General features: G+C 70.2%; 19 protein-coding genes. 6 read left to right on the top strand and 13 right to left on the bottom strand.

Annotated features, from left to right (window positions below; all coding sequences use genetic code 11):
* Positions 1-245 precede the first annotated feature (245 nt).
* On the top strand, positions 246-1,073 hold the full coding sequence (locus tag ACIQM0_RS37865) for a lipase family protein (RefSeq protein ID WP_401295483.1): 828 nt from the start codon (positions 246-248) through the stop codon (positions 1,071-1,073).
* Positions 1,074-1,346: 273 nt separating this feature from the next.
* Here ACIQM0_RS37865 and ACIQM0_RS37860 read toward each other — a convergent pair whose 3' ends face one another.
* Both ACIQM0_RS37860 and ACIQM0_RS37855 read right to left on the bottom strand, forming a co-directional pair.
* Positions 1,347-1,481 (bottom strand): hypothetical protein, encoded by a 135-nt coding sequence (locus tag ACIQM0_RS37860; protein ID WP_401295481.1) that lies wholly within the window; start codon positions 1,479-1,481, stop codon positions 1,347-1,349.
* A gap of 96 nt (positions 1,482-1,577) precedes the next feature.
* Positions 1,578-1,799, bottom strand: coding sequence for a hypothetical protein (locus tag ACIQM0_RS37855; protein ID WP_401295479.1), 222 nt, complete (start codon positions 1,797-1,799; stop codon positions 1,578-1,580).
* 184 nt (positions 1,800-1,983) lie between these two features.
* Between ACIQM0_RS37855 and ACIQM0_RS37850 the strand changes: the two genes are divergently transcribed.
* On the top strand, positions 1,984-2,874 hold the full coding sequence (locus ACIQM0_RS37850; protein WP_401295477.1) for a hypothetical protein: 891 nt from the start codon (positions 1,984-1,986) through the stop codon (positions 2,872-2,874).
* A 475-nt stretch (positions 2,875-3,349) separates the two neighbouring features.
* Here the strand turns inward: ACIQM0_RS37850 and ACIQM0_RS37845 are convergent, their stop codons facing one another.
* Entirely contained in the window at positions 3,350-3,949 is a 600-nt protein-coding gene (locus ACIQM0_RS37845) for a TetR/AcrR family transcriptional regulator (protein ID WP_401295475.1), read from the bottom strand.
* A gap of 112 nt (positions 3,950-4,061) precedes the next feature.
* Between ACIQM0_RS37845 and ACIQM0_RS37840 the strand changes: the two genes are divergently transcribed.
* Both ACIQM0_RS37840 and ACIQM0_RS37835 read left to right on the top strand, forming a co-directional pair.
* Entirely contained in the window at positions 4,062-5,252 is a 1,191-nt protein-coding gene (locus ACIQM0_RS37840) for a cytochrome P450 (protein ID WP_401295473.1), read from the top strand.
* Positions 5,253-5,257: 5 nt separating this feature from the next.
* The gene (locus tag ACIQM0_RS37835) at positions 5,258-5,476 is read left to right on the top strand and encodes a ferredoxin (protein ID WP_401295471.1); all 219 of its coding nucleotides are present in this window, start codon (positions 5,258-5,260) and stop codon (positions 5,474-5,476) included.
* A 150-nt stretch (positions 5,477-5,626) separates the two neighbouring features.
* On the opposite strand, the gene ACIQM0_RS37830 is transcribed toward ACIQM0_RS37835, so the two are convergent.
* The 9 genes from ACIQM0_RS37830 to ACIQM0_RS37790 all read right to left on the bottom strand — a co-directional run bounded on the left by ACIQM0_RS37830 (position 5,627) and on the right by ACIQM0_RS37790 (position 14,636).
* A complete protein-coding gene (locus ACIQM0_RS37830; protein WP_385353568.1) occupies positions 5,627-6,373 on the bottom strand; it encodes an arylmalonate decarboxylase in 747 nt (248 codons plus the stop codon).
* Between the two features lie 4 nt (positions 6,374-6,377).
* Positions 6,378-7,073: a hypothetical protein gene (locus tag ACIQM0_RS37825; protein ID WP_401295469.1), complete on the bottom strand. Its 696-nt coding sequence runs from the start codon at positions 7,071-7,073 to the stop codon at positions 6,378-6,380.
* Positions 7,070-7,933: an SDR family oxidoreductase gene (locus ACIQM0_RS37820; RefSeq protein ID WP_401295467.1), complete on the bottom strand. Its 864-nt coding sequence runs from the start codon at positions 7,931-7,933 to the stop codon at positions 7,070-7,072. The genes ACIQM0_RS37825 and ACIQM0_RS37820 overlap by 4 nt, the downstream gene beginning before the upstream one ends.
* Entirely contained in the window at positions 7,930-8,913 is a 984-nt protein-coding gene (locus ACIQM0_RS37815) for a hypothetical protein (protein WP_401295465.1), read from the bottom strand. Before ACIQM0_RS37815 ends, ACIQM0_RS37820 begins: the two co-directional genes overlap by 4 nt.
* Positions 8,910-9,689, bottom strand: a complete 780-nt coding sequence (locus tag ACIQM0_RS37810; RefSeq protein ID WP_401295463.1) for a hypothetical protein — start codon at positions 9,687-9,689, stop codon at positions 8,910-8,912. The genes ACIQM0_RS37815 and ACIQM0_RS37810 overlap by 4 nt, the downstream gene beginning before the upstream one ends.
* The gene (locus ACIQM0_RS37805) at positions 9,686-10,876 is read right to left on the bottom strand and encodes a Rieske 2Fe-2S domain-containing protein (protein WP_401295461.1); all 1,191 of its coding nucleotides are present in this window, start codon (positions 10,874-10,876) and stop codon (positions 9,686-9,688) included. The genes ACIQM0_RS37810 and ACIQM0_RS37805 overlap by 4 nt, the downstream gene beginning before the upstream one ends.
* A gap of 40 nt (positions 10,877-10,916) precedes the next feature.
* Entirely contained in the window at positions 10,917-11,909 is a 993-nt protein-coding gene (locus ACIQM0_RS37800; protein WP_401295459.1) for a hypothetical protein, read from the bottom strand.
* Entirely contained in the window at positions 11,906-12,712 is an 807-nt protein-coding gene (locus ACIQM0_RS37795; RefSeq protein WP_401295457.1) for a hypothetical protein, read from the bottom strand. The genes ACIQM0_RS37800 and ACIQM0_RS37795 overlap by 4 nt, the downstream gene beginning before the upstream one ends.
* Positions 12,713-12,869: 157 nt before the next feature.
* Entirely contained in the window at positions 12,870-14,636 is a 1,767-nt protein-coding gene (locus tag ACIQM0_RS37790) for a nitrilase-related carbon-nitrogen hydrolase (protein ID WP_401295455.1), read from the bottom strand.
* A gap of 105 nt (positions 14,637-14,741) precedes the next feature.
* On the opposite strand from ACIQM0_RS37790, the gene ACIQM0_RS37785 reads away from it, so the two are divergent.
* A complete protein-coding gene (locus ACIQM0_RS37785) occupies positions 14,742-15,035 on the top strand; it encodes a Dabb family protein (RefSeq protein WP_401295453.1) in 294 nt (97 codons plus the stop codon).
* 61 nt (positions 15,036-15,096) lie between these two features.
* Here ACIQM0_RS37785 and ACIQM0_RS37780 read toward each other — a convergent pair whose 3' ends face one another.
* Positions 15,097-16,092, bottom strand: a complete 996-nt coding sequence (locus ACIQM0_RS37780) for a hypothetical protein (protein ID WP_401295451.1) — start codon at positions 16,090-16,092, stop codon at positions 15,097-15,099.
* A gap of 269 nt (positions 16,093-16,361) precedes the next feature.
* Between ACIQM0_RS37780 and ACIQM0_RS37775 the strand changes: the two genes are divergently transcribed.
* Positions 16,362-17,288 carry a hypothetical protein gene (locus ACIQM0_RS37775; RefSeq protein WP_401295449.1) on the top strand — a complete coding sequence of 309 codons (927 nt, stop codon included), beginning with the start codon at positions 16,362-16,364 and terminating at the stop codon, positions 17,286-17,288.
* Positions 17,289-17,319 lie beyond the last annotated feature (31 nt).

The following is a 17,319-nucleotide window of genomic DNA, read 5'->3' as shown; positions in this document are numbered from 1 at the left end:
GATCCACGGATGCATGCCCGGTCAACGAACCAGCACCCCGGCAGTCACCGTGCCCGGGAGAGGAACTACTTGCACCCCTCAAGCAACGGCATTGGACGTCAGGCAGCAAGTGCACCGCAAGCCGTCCGGCCCGCCCCCGGCGGTGTTACGTCCGTTCGGGTGGTCGCGGCCGCGACCGGCCCCCGGTGTTCAGCCGCGCAGCTAGGTTGCTGGGCGACCACAGTCGATCTTCGCGAAGGACACCGATGACCATTCCCGGCCTGGATCACTCGACGACCGGCTACAGTCTCGCGCACGCCTATTGGATGGGCAGGGCGGCCGGGCTGGCCTCGCTGGACCGGGACGGCGTCGAGGCCCAGGCCCGCGCATGGGGATTCGACGAGGTGCGGTACTTCGAGTCGACGCACAAGATGCCGTTCCCGATCGAGGACACCCAGGCATACGTCATGGCCAGCGACCGCATGATCGTCACGGGCTTCCGGGGCACCGAGGTCGCCAAGATCCGTGACTGGCTCACCGACGTCAGCACACCGCCCGTTCCGGGACCGGGGAACAGGGGCTACGTCCACTACGGCTTCCACCAGGCCCTGCAGTCCGTCTACCCAAAGGTCCGCGACACCGTCCTGGACCTGCGCACCCAGGGACAGAGCGTCTGGTTCACCGGCCACAGCCTCGGCGCGGCGCTGGCGATGCTGGCCGGCGCCCGCCTGTACTTCGAGGAGCCGCGGCTGCTCGCGGACGGCATCTACACCTTCGGCCAGCCCCGCACCTGCGACCGACTGCTCGCCGGCGCACACAACAAGGCTTTCACCGAACGCTGCTACCGCTTCGTCAACAACAACGACATCGTCCCGCACCTCCCGCCCGAGCCCGCCTACACCCACGTCGACGCGCTGCGCTACATCGACGCCGACGGCCGGCTCCGCCAGGCCATGCCCATGGCCGCGATGCTGCGGGACCGGGCCAAGGGCGTGGGCGCCGACCTGTTCGCCCCCGAGACCGACGCCATCAAGGACCACCACCTGCCCAACTACATCAGCGCGCTGGAGAAGAACCTCACCACGACCAGCTGAACACCCGCGCCACAGTGTCCGCGCCGCAGCTGACGCAGGCATGGTGAAGAGACTCCGGTGTAACGGTCGGCTACCCCTCGAACGCCATCTGTCCGGAGGCTTCGAGGCGGGCGTGACGGACTACGGCTCGGCGGCGGGCGTGGTGTCCCTCAGCCGGCCGCCGACGGTTTCCCGGTCATTCGGATTCCGTACGGCCCGGGATCATCCCCGGCAGCCGGCCTGGACGGCCTGACTACCTGCGAAGCGTGACGGGAGTCCGCTCCAGAGACAGACTCACCTCAGGTGATCCGTAACGGTCTTCTCACCCGAGTCGACGACCGGGATATGGCCGTCGCGCCAGACCATGTAGTTGTTCGTGTCCAGCACGATCTTGCCTGCCAGCTCCTCCGCCGGCATGTCGTTGACCACCTTGGGGGGGGACCGCCACGACTGCGAACTCACCAGCGGCGGCGCCGATAGCGGTTGCGGCACGCGCTGACGGGCCGAGTTCGTCTATGAGGTCCCTCAAAGTCTCGGGTCCTCGTGAATTGCGATAACGACGTCGTAGCCGTTCGCGACCGCCGCACGCGCGATCTGGCTGCCGACCTCGCCCGCGCCGATGACGTGATCATCGACTCGATCAACACTCACTGCCCGTTCGCCAAGCCGCTCGGGACGGCGCTCGCTCCATGCCCGCACCTCGCACGGACATGCCGAGTAGGCGGCGTGCGTGACGATCAGCACCACGGTCAAGTGATCACGAGCCATGGAAGAGCGACTTGATGAGCTCTCGAACGTGCACGATGCGCCCGGCGCGCGAGGCTGACTGACTGTCACAGACGTTGCTTGCAAGGCGAGTTGACGCCATCACGGATGCAGGGTATAGGCCTGATGCTAGCCTCCTCCTTATCCACAAAGGAGGAGGCGCCGAGTGAAGAAACTACTGAGTTTCGCGTCCGTAGTGGCACTCTTGACCGGAATCGCCACTGCCTCGACAACGTCCGCCCACGCCGCTGCAGACAGGAGTGGGGCAGAGCGGCTCAACATCCCGAACAGCAGTGCATGCAGGGCAGGCCGCACCGTCATGCAAGGCATGGTCGCGGGGTCGGGCGGCCAGCTCTACATCATTTTCACCAAGGCGGGCGGGGCAGAGCCGGTCCTGTCCAGATGGTTGCGCGACGGCTCAACCTGGGACGGTGCCAGTTGGACCTGCGCCGGGGCGCCGACCTCCATACCCGCACTCGGTCACGGTAACGACCTCGCCTACCATCCGGACTATCGGGGCCAGGGTCCTGCCTTGATTGCCACCCAAGGGAGTCAATCGGCCTACCCGAGCGCCGATGTGACGATCATTCACCTGGATCCGTCGGGATCTGTTGGCGCGAACGAGGTAGTCCATCTGCCCATCGGCAATATCAGCGGCCTCTGCTACAGCGCGACGGCGGCCGACGGAGCCGGCAAGTTCGCTGCCCGCCGCTCGGGCAACCTGTGGACCCATCCCGGCGCCGGATCGCTGACGAGCGGATGGACGCTGGTGAAGAGCAATCTGACGAGTCACGACAATCGTTCCGACCAAGGCATTGACTGCTCCGAGAACTACATCTGGAACACCAAGTCCATCAACAGTTCAACACCCGATACCGGGTGGAACTGGGTGTACCAGTACAACTGGTCCGGAGGTGACGTGGAGAGCGATATCGGAATCCCGGGAAACCACCTGACCGACGAGATCGAAGATGTCACCCACGTCGGGAGCGACTTCTTCGTCGGCGTCAACCAAAACAACGGGAGCCCCGACTCCGTGAAGGTCTTCATCGAGTGAAGTGCCTCCCTCCGCACAGCTGAGAACGCGGCACCGTCCAGCGATCCGCCCACGCCCGCCTCAGGCGCTGTTGTCGTTCCGAACGTGAGGCCGTCGTTCTCGCTGGCCGGAACCGCCCGAGACGAACACCGTCCACCAGGCCATCGCGAACGCCTTCGCCCAGCGCCCCGGCAGGGAATTCCGAGCCCGTGAGCGCCATGGACTACTCGACATGCCGACCGTCGAGGCATCGGTCAACGTCACCCGCGCTCGCCTCGGACGCCTCACTCGCCAGGGCTTCCTCACCCAGTCCGGACGAGGCCGCTACCGGAAACGGACCTACCGGCCTCTGAGCAGCGCCGTCTTGCCGCTCATGGGCCAACTCCGCCGCGTCGTCACAGTCGATCACGGATAAGACGACGAGATGAGGGGGCAACCGAGCGGAAGTGAGCAAACGTCGGTGGTGATCGTCACACAGCGGACAAGGGGGTCCTTCCTACACCTCGCCGTCGCCCGGCTTTGACGACCACAGATGGCTGAGCGTGCCGAGGACGAGACGGCAGACATCGTCCGGTTCGGCACCGGCCAGCGGCTCCCGCGCGACGACCGTCCGCATCAGTCCGATCCCCAGTAGCCAGGCCATGGCGAGATCCGCCCGCAGCACCGCGTCCGGGGCACCGGAGAGCCCAGCCAGCGCACTCTGGTACTCCTCCCCCAGCTCCCGCAGGGTTCCGGCCGCCTCGTCGCCCCGCCCGACCGAGCGCAGATAGACCTCCAGGGAACGGTCCTCCGCCCCCTCCGCGCTCCGGGTCAGCATCGAACGCAGGGCGGCCTCGAAAAGCTCCTCGGGCGGCGTCGCCCGCAACTGCTCCAGCCCGCCGAGCGCGACGACTTCCGTCAGCAAACCCCGTTTCGAGCCGAAATACCGGAACAGCAGGGCCTGGTTGACCCCGGCCAGCGCGGCGATGCTCCGTACCGTCGTCCCCTCGTAGCCCCGCTCCGCGAACAGGTCACGCGCCGCCTCCAGCAGGCGGCGACGGGTGGCCTGCGCATTCCTGCGGCGCTCTTCGGACGGCGGGACGGAACCGGGTTCCATGGTGGCATTCCTCTCGGACGGCCCGTCAGGATAACGGCTGTAAAGCGTCGTTGACTGCCCGCGAAGGACACTCCTACCGTTGTAAGCAGCTGCTTACATCCGGGAGGCCGCAGTGACGACCACAGATATCGCGCCCCTTGCCTACCCCTTCAACACCCCCGACGGACTCCAGCTCTCCGATGCCTACGAGCGCGTCCGCGACCGACCGGGCCTCTTGAGGGTCCAGCTGCCGTACGGAGAACCGGCCTGGCTGGTCACCCGCTATGCCGATGCCCGGCTGGTCCTGGGTGACCAGCGCTTCAGCCGCGCGGCGGCTGCCTCGCACGACGAGCCCCGCCAGTCCGAGGGGCAGCGCGACGGCGGGATCCTCGGCATGGACCCGCCGGACCACACCCGGCTGCGCTCCCTGGTCGCCAAGGCGTTCACCGTCCGCCAGGTCGAGAAGCTGCGCCCCCAGGTCCGGGAGCTGACCGCCGCCCTGCTCGACGAGATGAGGACGGCCGGGCCGCCCGCCGACCTGGTCGACCTGTTCGCGCTGCCGCTGCCGGTCGCCGTGATCTGCCGGATGCTGGGCGTGCCCGCCGAGGACCGGCCGCGGTTCCGCGTGTGGAGCGACGACGCGCTGTCGACCAGCTCACTCACCGCCGAGGAGTTCGACGCCAGCCGAACCGAACTGCGTTCCTACATGGCCGGGTTGATCGACCGGCACCGCCAGGAACCGCAGGACGACCTGATGACGGCCCTCATCGAGGCCCGCGACGACGGCGACCGGCTCTCGGAGCTCGAACTCATCGATCTCTGTGTGGCCATTCTGGTCGCGGGGCACGAGACCACCGCGTCCCAGATCCCCAACTTCGTCCTCACTCTCCTCGACCACCCGGACCAGCTGGCCAGGCTCAGGGCCGAGCCGGAGCTCGTACCGAACGCCGTGGAGGAGCTGCTCCGCTTCGTGCCCCTGGGCAGCGGGGCCGGTCAGCCCCGGTACGCCACCGAGGACGTCCAGGTCGGCGGAACACTCGTCCGCGCGGGCAGCCCGGTCCTGGTCGCCGTGGGCGCGGCCAACCGCGACGCTCTGCGGTTCACCGCCCCGGGCGTGCTCGACATCGCCAGGGAGGGCAACCAGCACCTCGGATTCGGCCACGGGGTCCACCACTGCCTGGGTGCCCCGCTGGCCCGGCTGGAACTCCAGGAGGCGCTGTCCGCCCTCATCGTCCATTTCCCGGACCTGCGCCTGGCGGGCGATGTCACCTGGAAGTCCGAGATGCTGGTGCGCGGTCCGCGCGTCATGCCGGTGGAGTGGTGAGCGCCGTGACCTGGAACGTACGCGTCGACCGCCAGCTCTGCCAGGGGTCGGGGATGTGCGCCGGAACGGTCCCGGAGGTGTTCGCCCTGGACGGCGAGCGCGCCCGTGTGCGGGCCGAGGACATCAAGCCGGACGAACGGGTCCTGGACGCGGCCGACATCTGCCCGGCCATGGCGATCACCGTGCACGACGGGGCCTCCGTCATCGGCCCCCACAGCGACTGACCGGCCCCCGCGGGGCGGTTGACACGCTTCCGCGGGCGGCCCGGACAGAACGGACTCATGTCCCGGCACTGATCAGCGGCCGGCAGCAGCCATGCCCCTGGCCGGGACACCCCGTGTCCCCCGGAACCGCTACGGGAGGCACGGGGGTCCTCAGTGGTCGCGGAGCAGGCTGCCCGCCCCCTCGATCCGCTCGGTAAACCCGTTGTCCCGCAGCGCCATCCACCAGGTGGCCGCGTTGATGGCGATGACGGGCAGACCGAGCCACCGTTCGGCCTCGTCGGCGAGCCGCACCATCGACAGGTTGGTGCCGCACTGGACAACGGCATCGACGCCGGGCAGAGCGGCGAGGGAGGTCAGCGCCTCCCGCAGCTCGTCCTCCGCGACATGGGCGATGGACACCGCGGTGGGGCAGCGCAGCCCCGTGATACCGGCGACTTCGAAGCCGAGTTCGGTGAAGAAGCGCCGCACGTTCTCGTCGCCGACCGGCTGATAGGGCGTCACCACCCCGATGCGGCGGGCACCGTACAGGCGCAGGGCCCGCTCACACGCCTCGGCGCCCGTGGCCACCTCCAGGCCGGTGATGTCGTGGATCTGCTTGATGAACTCGCGGTTGCCCTCCACCCCGCCCCAGAAGGTCTCGGCGGACATGCCCATCACCATGTAGTCCGGCTCACAGGTCAGGACCCGTTCGCAGGCGCCGCCGATCTCGGCACGGATCTGGTCCAGGAGGCGTTCCATCCCGGCGTCGCCGTCCATGTCCTGGTCGCGGATGTGAATACGGGAGAAGTGGGCCGTCACACCCGGCACGGCCATCCGGTAGAAGTCGGGCTCCACGATGGTGTTCGTGCTCGGGGCGATCACGCCGAATTTGCGGCGCCAGCCGAGGGCGTCGGTCATGAGGTCACCGTCCGGGTATCGGGTGTGGAGGGAGGAAGGCCGGGTCGGCCGGGGCGCACAGTACGGGCGCCAGCCGCCAGGCGGCGAAGAGCGCTGCGGCCTGGGTGAGGGTGTTGCACGACTGCTCCACCCACTGGAGCGTCACGCTCTGGTCGGGGCCGGCGAGCGGGCCGAGGACGTACATGCCCAGCAGCCAGAACCCGGCCGCCGATGCGGCGAGGGTGTCGCCGGCGACACGGGCCAGGAGGATCAGCCGCACGGCGACCACGGTGACGCCCGCGATGGTCAGAGCCATGACGGGGACCGTGGAGGCGAGCGCCGCCGAGGCTGTCGCCGCCACTGCCCACAGTCCGGCGAACACCGCGGGGAGCCTGCCGCCACGAGAGCCGCTGCCGTCGGTTCCCGGCAGCGGGAACCGCAGCAGGGCGAGTGCCAACAGCAAGAAGCCCGCTGACAACAGGGGGAACAGCGCCTTGTTGAGGGCCTGGATGTCGGGTCCTTCGAGGGCCACGATCAGTTTCCACCCGGCCTTGGACAGGCCTCCGGCTGCGATCAGTACGGCCCCGGAAGCGGCCAGGGTGCGCCCGGTGGTGCCGGTGCGGGCGGCGGGCGCGACGAGGCGGACCGCTGCCAGAGCGGTCAGCAGTACAGGCACGAAGTCCTCTACGGCCAGGGACACCGGGTAGTCGAGGTCGCTCATCGGCCCGCCTCCTCGTTCCGGGGCGTCGGCAGTGGGGAACCGGCCGGTTGGTCGGGCATGACATGGCGGCGTCGGAAGGCCGCGCCCGCGAAGCGTCCGGCGGCCTTGCGGCGGGTCAGCCAGGCAGCCCGGCCGCCGTTGCGGGTGCGGCCGGACAGGACCTGGTCGGCGAGCCACGGTGTGACGGTCTCGACGGTGTCGGCCAGAATGTCGAAGACCTTGCGGGCCTTCTCGTACTCCTGCGGGGTGTAATCGTGGGTGAGGACATCGGTGATGACCATGCCGGGCGACAGGGCCATGGCCCGTACGTCGTGCGGGTGCGCGGCGGCATGCGCGCGGAGGTCGGCGGCGAGGGCCCGGGTGAGATAGGTGACGGCGCTCTTGGTGGCGCCGTACGCGCCGAGTCCTGGCAGCACGCGGCCGTCCGAGCCGAAGCCCTCCATGTTCCACACCGCGCCACGGCCGAGTCCGAGGAAGCCGGCCGCGGCGACGGCCGAACCGTTCGCCACCCCCATCAGGTTGGCATCGACGACCGCCCCGGTCTCGTCCTCGGTCAGCTCCCACACCGGGCGGCGGGCGGTCACGGAGCCGGCGTTGTTGATCCATACGTCGACGGTGCCGAACGTGTCCAGAGCCGCCTTCCACAGCGCGTCGAGCTGCGCGCGGTCGGTGACGTCGGCGGGCCTGCCGATCAGCCGGTCCGACGGCGCGTCGAGGCGGTTCACGGCCTCCCGGACTGCTTCGGGGGTGCGTCCGCACAGGGCGACCCGGCAGCCCCGGTCGAGGAAGGCGCGGGCCAGCCCGTGGCCGATGCCACGGGTGCCACCGGTGACGACCACGACGGGCCCGGCGGCGGTCATGAGGCGCTCCAGTCCAGGACGCCGTGCACGACGGCGGCGAGGAGCTGCCCGTCGAAGACCTCGTACGTGACGGCGAGCCGGCCGCCGGCGCTCATCCCAGGGGTGGCGTCGAGCGCGTACTCGCGGCCGACGACGCGCTGCGCGCCCCCGTCCGCGAAGTGCCAGACGGGGAAGTTGGCGCGGCCGAAGGCCTGGGAGTTGCCCCAGGCATCGGGGCCCTCCCAGAACTCGCGGGTGCCGTCGCGGCGGCGCACGACGGTGGCCTCACGGTCCAGTCCGCTTCCGGTCCAGCTGATGCGGTGCTCGGTGCGCAGCAGGTCCAGCGGCGTGAGGTGGTCCTCCATGAGGACGGTGCCGAGGGGCTTCTGGTGCGCGTCCCACACCTCGCACTCCCCCCTGAATGTGCCCGCCTGTTTGGTGGGCAGGATCCACGGCACGGGACCGCAGCGGGTCTCGGCCGCGAGATGGGCGGCGACCGCCTCACGGGTGGCGGGGTTCTCGTCGTGGTCGGTGGTGCGCCGGTAGACGCCGTTGAAGCAGCCGACGACGGTCCAGCCCTGATAGAGCACCGAGGAGTAGACCTGGGTGTCGCCGTCGGGCAGCACGTGGTTCCAGGTGTTGAGGCCCACCTGCCAGCCGGGCCCGTAGTAGCGGGCGTCGACGAAGGTGCCGTAGGGCTGTCCGCTGCCGTGGAAGTCGGGGCCGACGTAGACGCGGTTGTCCTCCGCGTCGGTGACGCCGAAGGCGAACGGGGCGGCGAGCCGGAAGCGGCCGGCGAGCGGGCCGCCGCCTTCGAGTCCGCCGTCCATGCGGTAGACGGTGGCGCCTTCGGCGTACTCGGAGGAGCGGCGGATGTCCTCATAGCCGCACCAGGTGCCGGTGGCGTCGAACAGGGAGGGGCGACCGTGCCATTCCCCGGCGATGCGCTGCTGCCAGACGCTGGGCCCGTCGGCTTCGGCCTGGGCATGGTTCTCGGTCACGGGGTCTCCTCCACGGCTGGGCGGCCGGTGATCAGCAGGGTGCGCAGTCCGTTCGTGACGGCGGGGCCGACCAGTCGCTCGACCTGTGCCCAGACGGCGTCGATCTCCGGGCTGAAGAGCAGCTCCCGCATCCGGTGGTCACGGTCGGCGAGGCCGGTGTCCTTGACGTCGTCGGCGGCCTCGGCGGGGAAGCCGGCGGTGAGCGCGAGCCAGTGGTCGAGGTAGGCGTCGGCGAGCGGACCCACCTCTGCGAACGCGGCTTCGTCCGCGCGGTGGGCCAGCATCCACGGTGACATCAGGGCCCGTTGGCGGGGGCCGATGTGCGCCGGGGCGATTCCGGCAATGTCCGCGGCCTTCTCGAACGGTGTGGTGAGGGGGACGTATACGTGGTCGGTGTAGGCGCCGTGGGCGGCGAGGTCCGCGCGCTGCACCAGGTCGAGGTGGAAGGCGTAGGAGTCGCCGGTACGTACGGCGTCCAGGGTGAAGTGGGGCAGCGGGCCGTCGGCGGCGCCGAAGGCGAACACCATGTGGCTGTCGAGCCCGATGGGTGCGACGACCAGCGAGATATGGACGACGGAGGCGACTGGACCGTCACCGGTGAAGCAGCGGACGGAACCGGCCGGGCCGGGGAAGGCGGCCGAGGTGAGGGCGGCCCAGGGGGTGGGGACCTCGGTGACGCCGGTGGCGGCGACCAGGCGGTCCAGAATCCGCAGGGAGAGTGCGGTGGGCGGGCTGGACGGGGCGTCCGGGGCGGGGGCGCTGTTCATGGTGGTCACTCGCTCTCCGGCTGGACGGCGGACTGTTCGGCGCTCTCGACCGTCGGGTGGAAGCCGTGGGCCTTCTGGTCCCAGGCGCGGCCGAACTCGGGCACCTCGCGGCGGCTCGGCGAGGGGATCACGGTGGATGTGCGTTCGGGCACGTCGCCGGTGATCCGGTCACCGGCTCCCACTGCCCAGCCCTTGGCGGCGAGTTCCTGGCGACGGCGACGGTAGGTCACCGAGATCATGTCGGAGCGCAGGTGGAGTTCGGCGCCGAGGTCGGCGGGCAGGAGTTCGGGCCGGGTCGCGTCGACGACGGGGGCGTCCTGGCCGAAGATGCGGTAGACCCGCTTGCGAGCGTTGGCATCGGCCCACGATCCGGTGAAGAAGTCGCGCAGGGCGACCCATTTGACGAGGGTGGTGGTCTCGTCGACGGGGATGTTGGTGTCGTAGATGATCATGTTGCCGAACGGCAGCCGTACATGCAGCTTGACCAGGTTGGGGAGCATCCAGCCGGCTGTGGTGACCACGGGCGGGCGTTCCTGGCCCTGGGACTTGCGGTCGGCGTAGAGCTTGGACCACAGGCCCTTGGCGGCCGGCGGGTGCATGGACACGGTGGCGAACGCCGACCACTCGTCGGGCTGTTCGACGGTGTACTCCTCGACCTCGGGCCGGTCGGGGTTGCCGAAGGCGGCGCCGTGGACGAAGGGGGTGTGGGCGATGTCGCAGCCGTTCTCCAGTACCCGTTCGTAGTTGGAGTTCCACAGGTACTCGCCGGTGACGGCGCGGAAGCGGCCGCCGTTCTCGACCAGGTCGTCGAACTCCGGCCACACCGGAATCGGGGGGCGTTCCTCCTCCGGCAGGTCGCCCATGAACACCCAGACGAATCCGTAGCGTTCGCACGCCGGGTAGGAGTCGACGCGGGCCTTCTTGGGAATGCCGCGGCCGGGCATGTTGGCGGGTATCGACGTGCAGGAGCCCTCGGGATCGAAGCGCCAGCCGTGGTACGGACAGACGACGCAGTCGTCGGAGAGGCTGCCGCCGGAGAGGGCCGCGCCACGGTGGGCGCAGAGGTCGGACAGGGCGACGGGCTTGCCGTCCTTGGTCCGGTACAGGACCAGGCTCTGGCCCAGACAGACCACCTTGGCGGGTTTACGGCCGACGCGGTCGGCGAACTCGACCGCGTACCAGAAGTTCTTGAACATGGCGGGGAAGCGCTCCTCGGGTCGTTCGAGGTGGTGTGGGTCAGCGGCGTTGAACGGCGAGCAGGCCGGAGTGCGGCGGCCGGAGCAGCTCGTCGAGGCGGTGGCCGGCGGCGGCGTCGTCCCGCAGCCTCGCCACGCAGAACTCGGTGATCAGCCGGCCGAGCAGGCGGCGGGGCTCGGTCCTGTCGGCGCCGGTCTCCTCCAGGAAGCCGCGGGCCGTGGTGGGGTCGTGCGGGTGGCAGGCGGTGAAGTGGCCGGCGCCGGCGAGCCGGGCCCATGCACTCGCGCCGCCGGCGTCGGGCACCGCCTCCCGGAAGGTGCGCAGGACCGGGTCGTGGGTGGCGCCGTCGGGTGCGTAGCGGTCGGCGCTGGCCGCGATGACGCCGTCGTGCTCGCCGGAGAGCAGCAGAACCGGCGGGCCCGGCCCCACCGGCAGGACGGTGCCCTCCGGCCAGCCGAGCATGGCGGCGACAAGGGTGTGCGCGCCGTAGGCGAACACCGCCCGTACGCCCGGGGTCAGCGCAGCGGACTGGAGGGCGACGGTGCCGCCCGCGGAGTGGCCGCCGAGCGCCACCCGGTCGAGGTCCAGCAGGCCGTCGAGCGGGGCACGGCGGGCGAGTTCGGGCAGGGCGCCCAGGAGCGCGCCGATGAGCGGGCTGGTGGGGCGCGCCCCCCAGCCGGCGGGCGAGGCCGCCTCCAGGTCGACGGAGGGGGTGAGGCCGTGGCTGCCGGCGAACAGCTCGCCGACCAGGTCGGCGGTGACCGCGACCAGACCGGCGCGGGCGAGTTCGACGGCGAGCCAGCGGTAGGCGTCCTGGCCGACGTTGATGCCGGGCAGCAGCAGAACGACGGGGTAGGGGGCGCCTGACGGGTCGGCGGGCAGCTCACCGGTGAGCCGCTCGGCGTGCGAGCCGGTAGGGCGGGCCGGGTAGAAGACGCGCAGGTGGGCGGTGTCGAACGGTTCCTTCAGGCCGGGCACCCGGCATGCCCACCACAGCGAGCGGACCGTCGTGTCCGGCGCGGGGGCGGTCACCGGGCTCTCGGCAGTTCGCGGTCCCCGCCCCACAGGCCCCGTACCAGCAGGTCGGTCGTCTCCTGGCCGAAATAGCGCACGCCCATGACGTTGGCGGGGTCGCGTTCGGCGATGTTGCGGCGGGTGGCGAGGTCGGCGGCGGCAAGCGCGTCGCGTTCTTCGTCCGGTACGGTCTCGGCGACGTCGACCCAGCCCAGCCAGCGGTCCACGTGGGCGTGGGTGAGGCGGCGCACGAGGTCGATGTGCTCCTCGTCGCGCGGCAGGGAGTAGCAGTAGGCGGTGGGCGAGAGGCTCGCGCGAATGAAGCCCGCCCGGCTGGTGAACCAGTCCAGCTTCGGGTGGCTGTCGCGGACTTCGAGCCACTCCTTCTCCAGTGGCGCGTAGTAGCGGTCGTACGCCTCGCCGTCGACGGTGAGGTTGGTGCGGGGCACGGAGTCCAGGTAGAACCAGCCGCCGGGCCAGCACAGCAGGGCGATGGCGAGGTGAGGCACCCGGATGTGCGGTCCGAGCCACACCGTCAGGTGGAGGTTGGCGAAGCCCTTGGTGGGGTTGCCGAGCCAGGAGTGGACCATCCAGTCGACCTCGGGCCCGCTGTACGCGGCAAGCGAACCGCCTGGGCTCTCGGGCGGGTTGCCGTAGGAGTCGAGGGCGAGGGTGGAGGGGTCACGGGTGAGCTCGAAGCGGCCATCGATCTTCGCCTTGAGTTCGCCGAGCAGCTCCTGCCATTGGCGGAAGGTCTCGGTGACGTCGGTGACGGGGGCCATGTCCGTCATGTCCTGCACAGCCTTGAGAGTCTCGGTCATGGCGCTCCTCGGGGTGACGGGGGCGGGAGGGTGACGGGGGGCCGGCCGACCGTCGGGATGACGTGGTCGGGCGTGCGGTGGGCCGCCGCTGCGGATGCCGAACGCCGGCCTGCGCGGGCCTTGTCGTACGAGTTCCGGGCTCGGACAGGGCCGGAAATCAGGTGGTACGAGGCCCGGAATCGGGAACGGCAGGTGCGCCCGGGTCCGGGGCGATGAGGGCGCCGGCCAGCCGCCAGGGCCGGCCGTCGACGAGATCGGTGCGGCGGGAGACCAGACGCCGGGCCGCCTGGTCGGGGTGGACGGCAGCCAGAGTGAGCGGGCCGGCGGCAGGTGTGGTGAGGGGGTGGCTGATCCGGCCGGTGAAGCCGCCCTCGCGGCTCTGCCAGAGGCCGAAGTTCTCGGGCAGCGCGTGGATCGCGCCTTGGCCGTGGCCGGCCGCGACCACGTTGATCCGGTTCTCGGCCGAGCGCTCGGGCAGGCCGAGAGTGTGCTCCCAGGGCTCCGCGCCCGTGTGGCAGACGGCCACAGTGTCGGCGCCGGCGAGCGCGGCCAGCCGGAAGGTCTCCGGGTGGAGCGCGTCGTCACCGACGACGAGGGCGACGCGCCCCCAAGAGGTGTCGTGGGTCAGGGGCGGGGCGGGCTTCTCGACCGCCCAGCCGGAGTGCCGGGCGCTGGAGTGGAGTTGCGGCACGCGCAGCACCGGCCCGTCCGCGCCGATCAGGAGGCCCGTGTGCACACCGGCCTCGGGCAGGGTGCAGGCGACCAGGGCGTCCGTCCCTCGCAGCGCCCCAGCCAGTGCGTCCACGGCGGCAGCCATCAGGGACGACGGATCGGGGGCGTCGCCGGGGACCACCCCGTCGGGCCAGAGGAACAGTTCCGGCAGCACGATCAGCCGCGCGCCGGCCGCGGCGGCGCGGGCGACGAGCCCGACCGCCTCGTCGAGTGCGGCCTCGTCCTGCCCGGCTGAGCGCAGCACGGCGACGGTGACACTCGCGGCTCGCTCCGCGGGGAAGGGGGCGGGCGGGCGCGGTTCACTCGCTATCGGGCCATAGAGCCAGGGGCGGCGGGCGGCGAAGAGATCGGTACCGTCCGGGCGTTGCTTGTCGTCGGCGGCGGCAGGCTCGATGTCGGCGACCACGACCGCCTCACGGGTGCGGGGGGCCCGGGCCACCACCGTGCCGTCGGGGCGGACGATCTGGCTCTCCCCCGCTCCGTGCAGCGCCTCGGGCGGTACCCCGAGACCGGCGCTGACAGTGGCGAGGTGGTCGTCGGGGATGAGGGGGCCGATCTTGTTGGCGGCCACCACCCAGACCTTGTTCTCGGCGGCGCGGACCGGTATGTGAAGCGATGCCTCGTCGAGCGCGAAGGAGTTGAGGCTGTTGAGCAGTACCTGGGCGCCGCGCAGGGCCAGCCCGCGGCACACCTCGTTGACGACCCCTTCCATGCAGGAGTACATGCCGAGCCGGCCGAGCGCGGTGTCGATCACCGGCCCTGCGGTGTCGGCCGGGTCGAGGTGGTCGTTCTCGCTGCCCATGAGCGTCTGCTTGTCGGCTCGGCCCAGCAGTACGCCGTCCGGACCGAACAGCAGGCTCGCGGCGGTGATGCGCATGCCGTCGTCCCGGTCCGGCACAGCTCCCTCCGTGGCGAGGGTGACGTGCAGTTTGACGAACATCCGGTGTCCGGCGGCGGCTTGTGCGACCGCCGCCAGGAAGGGGCCGCCGGGCCGGCAGGCCTCACGCAGCGCGTGGGCGCGGTCCCGGTACCAGGAGAGGTGGTTGCAGAACTCCGGCAGCACGACGAGCTCAGCGTCGGAGGCTGCCGCCTCGTCGATCGCGCGCAGTACGGCGGCGAGGTTCGCCCCCTGGTCCTCCCCTACGGCGAACTGGGCCGCAGCCACCCTTACGGAGCCGGCGACGCGGGCCATGGCATCCTCCTGTGGTTCCTCTAGCGGAACAGCGTTTCCCAAACATACACTCGCAGCCGCCCTTTCGACAGAGGGGATTCCCCCATCAAAATCCCGGAGGCAGCCGTGCTCACCCATGTCGTCCTGATGCGGTTCACCGACCCGTCCGACGCGCCCGAAGCGCATCGCCGGCTGGCCGAACTCGCCCCGCTCGTACCGCAGATACGCTCGATAGAACTCGGCCTCGACACGGTCGGCTCACCGGTGTCGTTCCACCTGTGCATGATCACCCGGCACGACGACCCGGCCGGGCTGAGCGCGTATCAGAACCATCCGCGCCATCTGGAACTCGCCTCGTGGCTGCGTCCTCGTCTCGCCGACCGGGCCGTGGTCGACCATGTCGGGTCCGACGTGAGCTGAGCTCTGCGCCGCCTGGACGGAACTGAGGTGCCGCGAGCCGGGCTCGCAGCACCTCGGTCTGTCAACTACCGCTACCTGCAAGGGTTTCAGTGGTCCCGGCCGTGATGAGAGACTCGTAGTACGAGCCCCCTGGGTAGTAAGTCGCGGTCGTCGTGCCCGCGATGGCGTCCCCCGCCCAGCCGACGGCCAGAGCCTGCAGAGCGGTGATGTTCTTGGCCTGCGAGGTGCCGCAGGCCAGCGATGCGGCCCCGTCACTGCTGGCGCCCTCGGAGTCCACGTGTGATCCCGTGGTCAGCTCCACCCCCAGGAACGGGGCGGCGGGGTAGGCGTTCCGGAGAACGGTGGTGCCGGAGGCACTGCTGTTGCACAGGTAGGGCGGCGAGGCGATGACACGCACGGGGAGCGGTGTCGTCGACAGGCCGGCCAGCGAGTCCGCGCTGTTCTTGCCGATGACGGACGTCACGGGGTCGAGCAGCACAAGACCCTTGAGGCGGGCGAACGCGGCCGGTGAGGTGACGCGCAGCCGCTCGGCGACGTACTCGACGGCCTCACCTCCGGCCGAGTGACCCGAGAACAGCACCGAGGTGGGCAGCGAGGTGCCGGTGCGCCCGACCTTCGCCGCGGCACGCCGGTAACTGGCCGCGAGAGCGCTGGCCGAGCCGTCCGCCCCGCTGAACCAGGTCGCCACGTTGTTCAGGAACGGCTTGTTGTTGCCGATGTTCTGCAGCGTGCAGCCGAAGACGTCCGCACTGGGCAGGGTCGGCACGAACACCACGTACCCGGCGGCGGCGTAGTGGTTGGCGAGGTCCGCCATGTTGGCGCCGGACCGTACGAATCCGTGCTGGAGCCAGATCAGGCCCTTGGCCGCACCGGACGGGAAGTACCAGTCGGCGTCCGGGTGGTAGGTGAACGCGGCGCAGGAGACGTCGACGTCGGTCGATGCCGAGGTGACGCCGGCCGATGCCGTGCCCGCTTGTGCGGACGCGGGGACAGCAAGGGCCGACAGCGCCACAGCGATGGCCGGCACGAGGATTCTCAGGCGGGAAAGCACACGCATGGAGGCCTCCGAATACGGGATGGGCGTTTCCATTGTAGAAACGCTGTTCCACTCCCGCGATGAGGGAGATGACAGCGAAGACGCGCCTCACTGTCAAGAGCCAGCCACGCAGACGCCCCACAATGTGCCCTGTGCACCATTCGTGACGTGAGGCAACCTGAAATTTTCACCCCGTACGGGCCGGACCCTGGCGCACCTGTCCCTCTGAGTGGAACTCTGTTTCCCGACAAGGAACAGCCCTGCGTTCCCCTCCCCTCATCGGAGAGTCCGTGAGAAACCGAAATGCACGTCTTCTGATCGCCCCACTGGCCCTGATCGCCGCCCTGTTCGCGGCACCGGTGTCCGCGACGGCGACGCCCGCGCAGATGCCGGCCACGACCACGGTCGCCACGTACCAGACCACCTACGGCGGTGACGACGCCGACATCTACTACCCCTCCGGCGGAACCGACCTGCCGGTGGCCCTGCTGCTCCAGGGCGCGAAGGTGGACCGCGCCCAGTACGCCCGGTACGCCACCGCGATCGCCCAGCAGGGCTTCGTCGTCGTCGTGCCCAACCACTACCGTCTGATGATCGTCGAGTGGGAGCGCTACGCGGCCGAGCACCAGGTCACGCGGACGGTCGACTGGATGAAGAACACGAAGTACGACTCCTCCTCACCGCTGTACAAGCGGATCGACAGCGGAAAGATGGTGCTGCTCGGGCACTCCTTCGGCGGGGCCGCCGGGCTCGCCGCCGCCGAGGACTCGTGCAGCACGGTCTTCTGTCCCGCGCTGAGCTTCAGCCTGCCGAGCCAGGTCAAGGCCGCATCCTTCTACGGCACCAACAACGCCTTCCTCGGCATCTTCGCCAACATCAACAACAAGATCCCGGTACAACTGGTGCAGGGCACGGCCGATGGCATCGCGGCCCCGGCCGACGCCGAGAAGACGTACACCCACCTGAAGAACACGCCCAAGCAGATCGTGCGGGTGGACGGCGTCAACCACTACGGCATCACGGATGTCCAGAGTCCCTCGCCCGCGGAGAGCGAGACCTCCCCGCAGTCCCTGACGCAGGACCAGAGCATCGAGGTCGCCGCACGCTGGGCGGGCCGCTTCCTGCTGGCCCAGCTCGGTAACACGGGCGCGGCAGACTACGTGTGGAACACCGGCGACGCCGCGGACCCGGGCGTGACGGTCACCGGCGCGCACTGACGCGCTGTCCCGGTGCCGGGACGGGTCCCCG

It is taken from the genome of Streptomyces sp. NPDC091387 (assembly GCF_044756945.1).
GTDB lineage: Bacteria > Actinomycetota > Actinomycetes > Streptomycetales > Streptomycetaceae > Streptomyces.
This window is presented reverse-complemented; position numbering and strand designations above follow the sequence as displayed.

What these genes read in the sequence shown, in the direction of transcription:
- ACIQM0_RS37865 (WP_401295483.1), top strand. Translation starts at nt 246, where the DNA reads ATGACCATTCCCGGCCTGGATCACTCGACGACCGGCTACAGTCTCGCG.
- ACIQM0_RS37845 (WP_401295475.1), bottom strand. Translation starts at nt 3,949, where the DNA reads ATGGAACCCGGTTCCGTCCCGCCGTCCGAAGAGCGCCGCAGGAATGCG.
- ACIQM0_RS37830 (WP_385353568.1), bottom strand. Translation starts at nt 6,373, where the DNA reads ATGACCGACGCCCTCGGCTGGCGCCGCAAATTCGGCGTGATCGCCCCG.
- ACIQM0_RS37825 (WP_401295469.1), bottom strand. Translation starts at nt 7,073, where the DNA reads ATGAGCGACCTCGACTACCCGGTGTCCCTGGCCGTAGAGGACTTCGTG.
- ACIQM0_RS37820 (WP_401295467.1), bottom strand. Translation starts at nt 7,933, where the DNA reads ATGACCGCCGCCGGGCCCGTCGTGGTCGTCACCGGTGGCACCCGTGGC.
- ACIQM0_RS37805 (WP_401295461.1), bottom strand. Translation starts at nt 10,876, where the DNA reads ATGTTCAAGAACTTCTGGTACGCGGTCGAGTTCGCCGACCGCGTCGGC.
- ACIQM0_RS37795 (WP_401295457.1), bottom strand. Translation starts at nt 12,712, where the DNA reads ATGACCGAGACTCTCAAGGCTGTGCAGGACATGACGGACATGGCCCCC.
- ACIQM0_RS37790 (WP_401295455.1), bottom strand. Translation starts at nt 14,636, where the DNA reads ATGGCCCGCGTCGCCGGCTCCGTAAGGGTGGCTGCGGCCCAGTTCGCC.
- ACIQM0_RS37780 (WP_401295451.1), bottom strand. Translation starts at nt 16,092, where the DNA reads ATGCGTGTGCTTTCCCGCCTGAGAATCCTCGTGCCGGCCATCGCTGTG.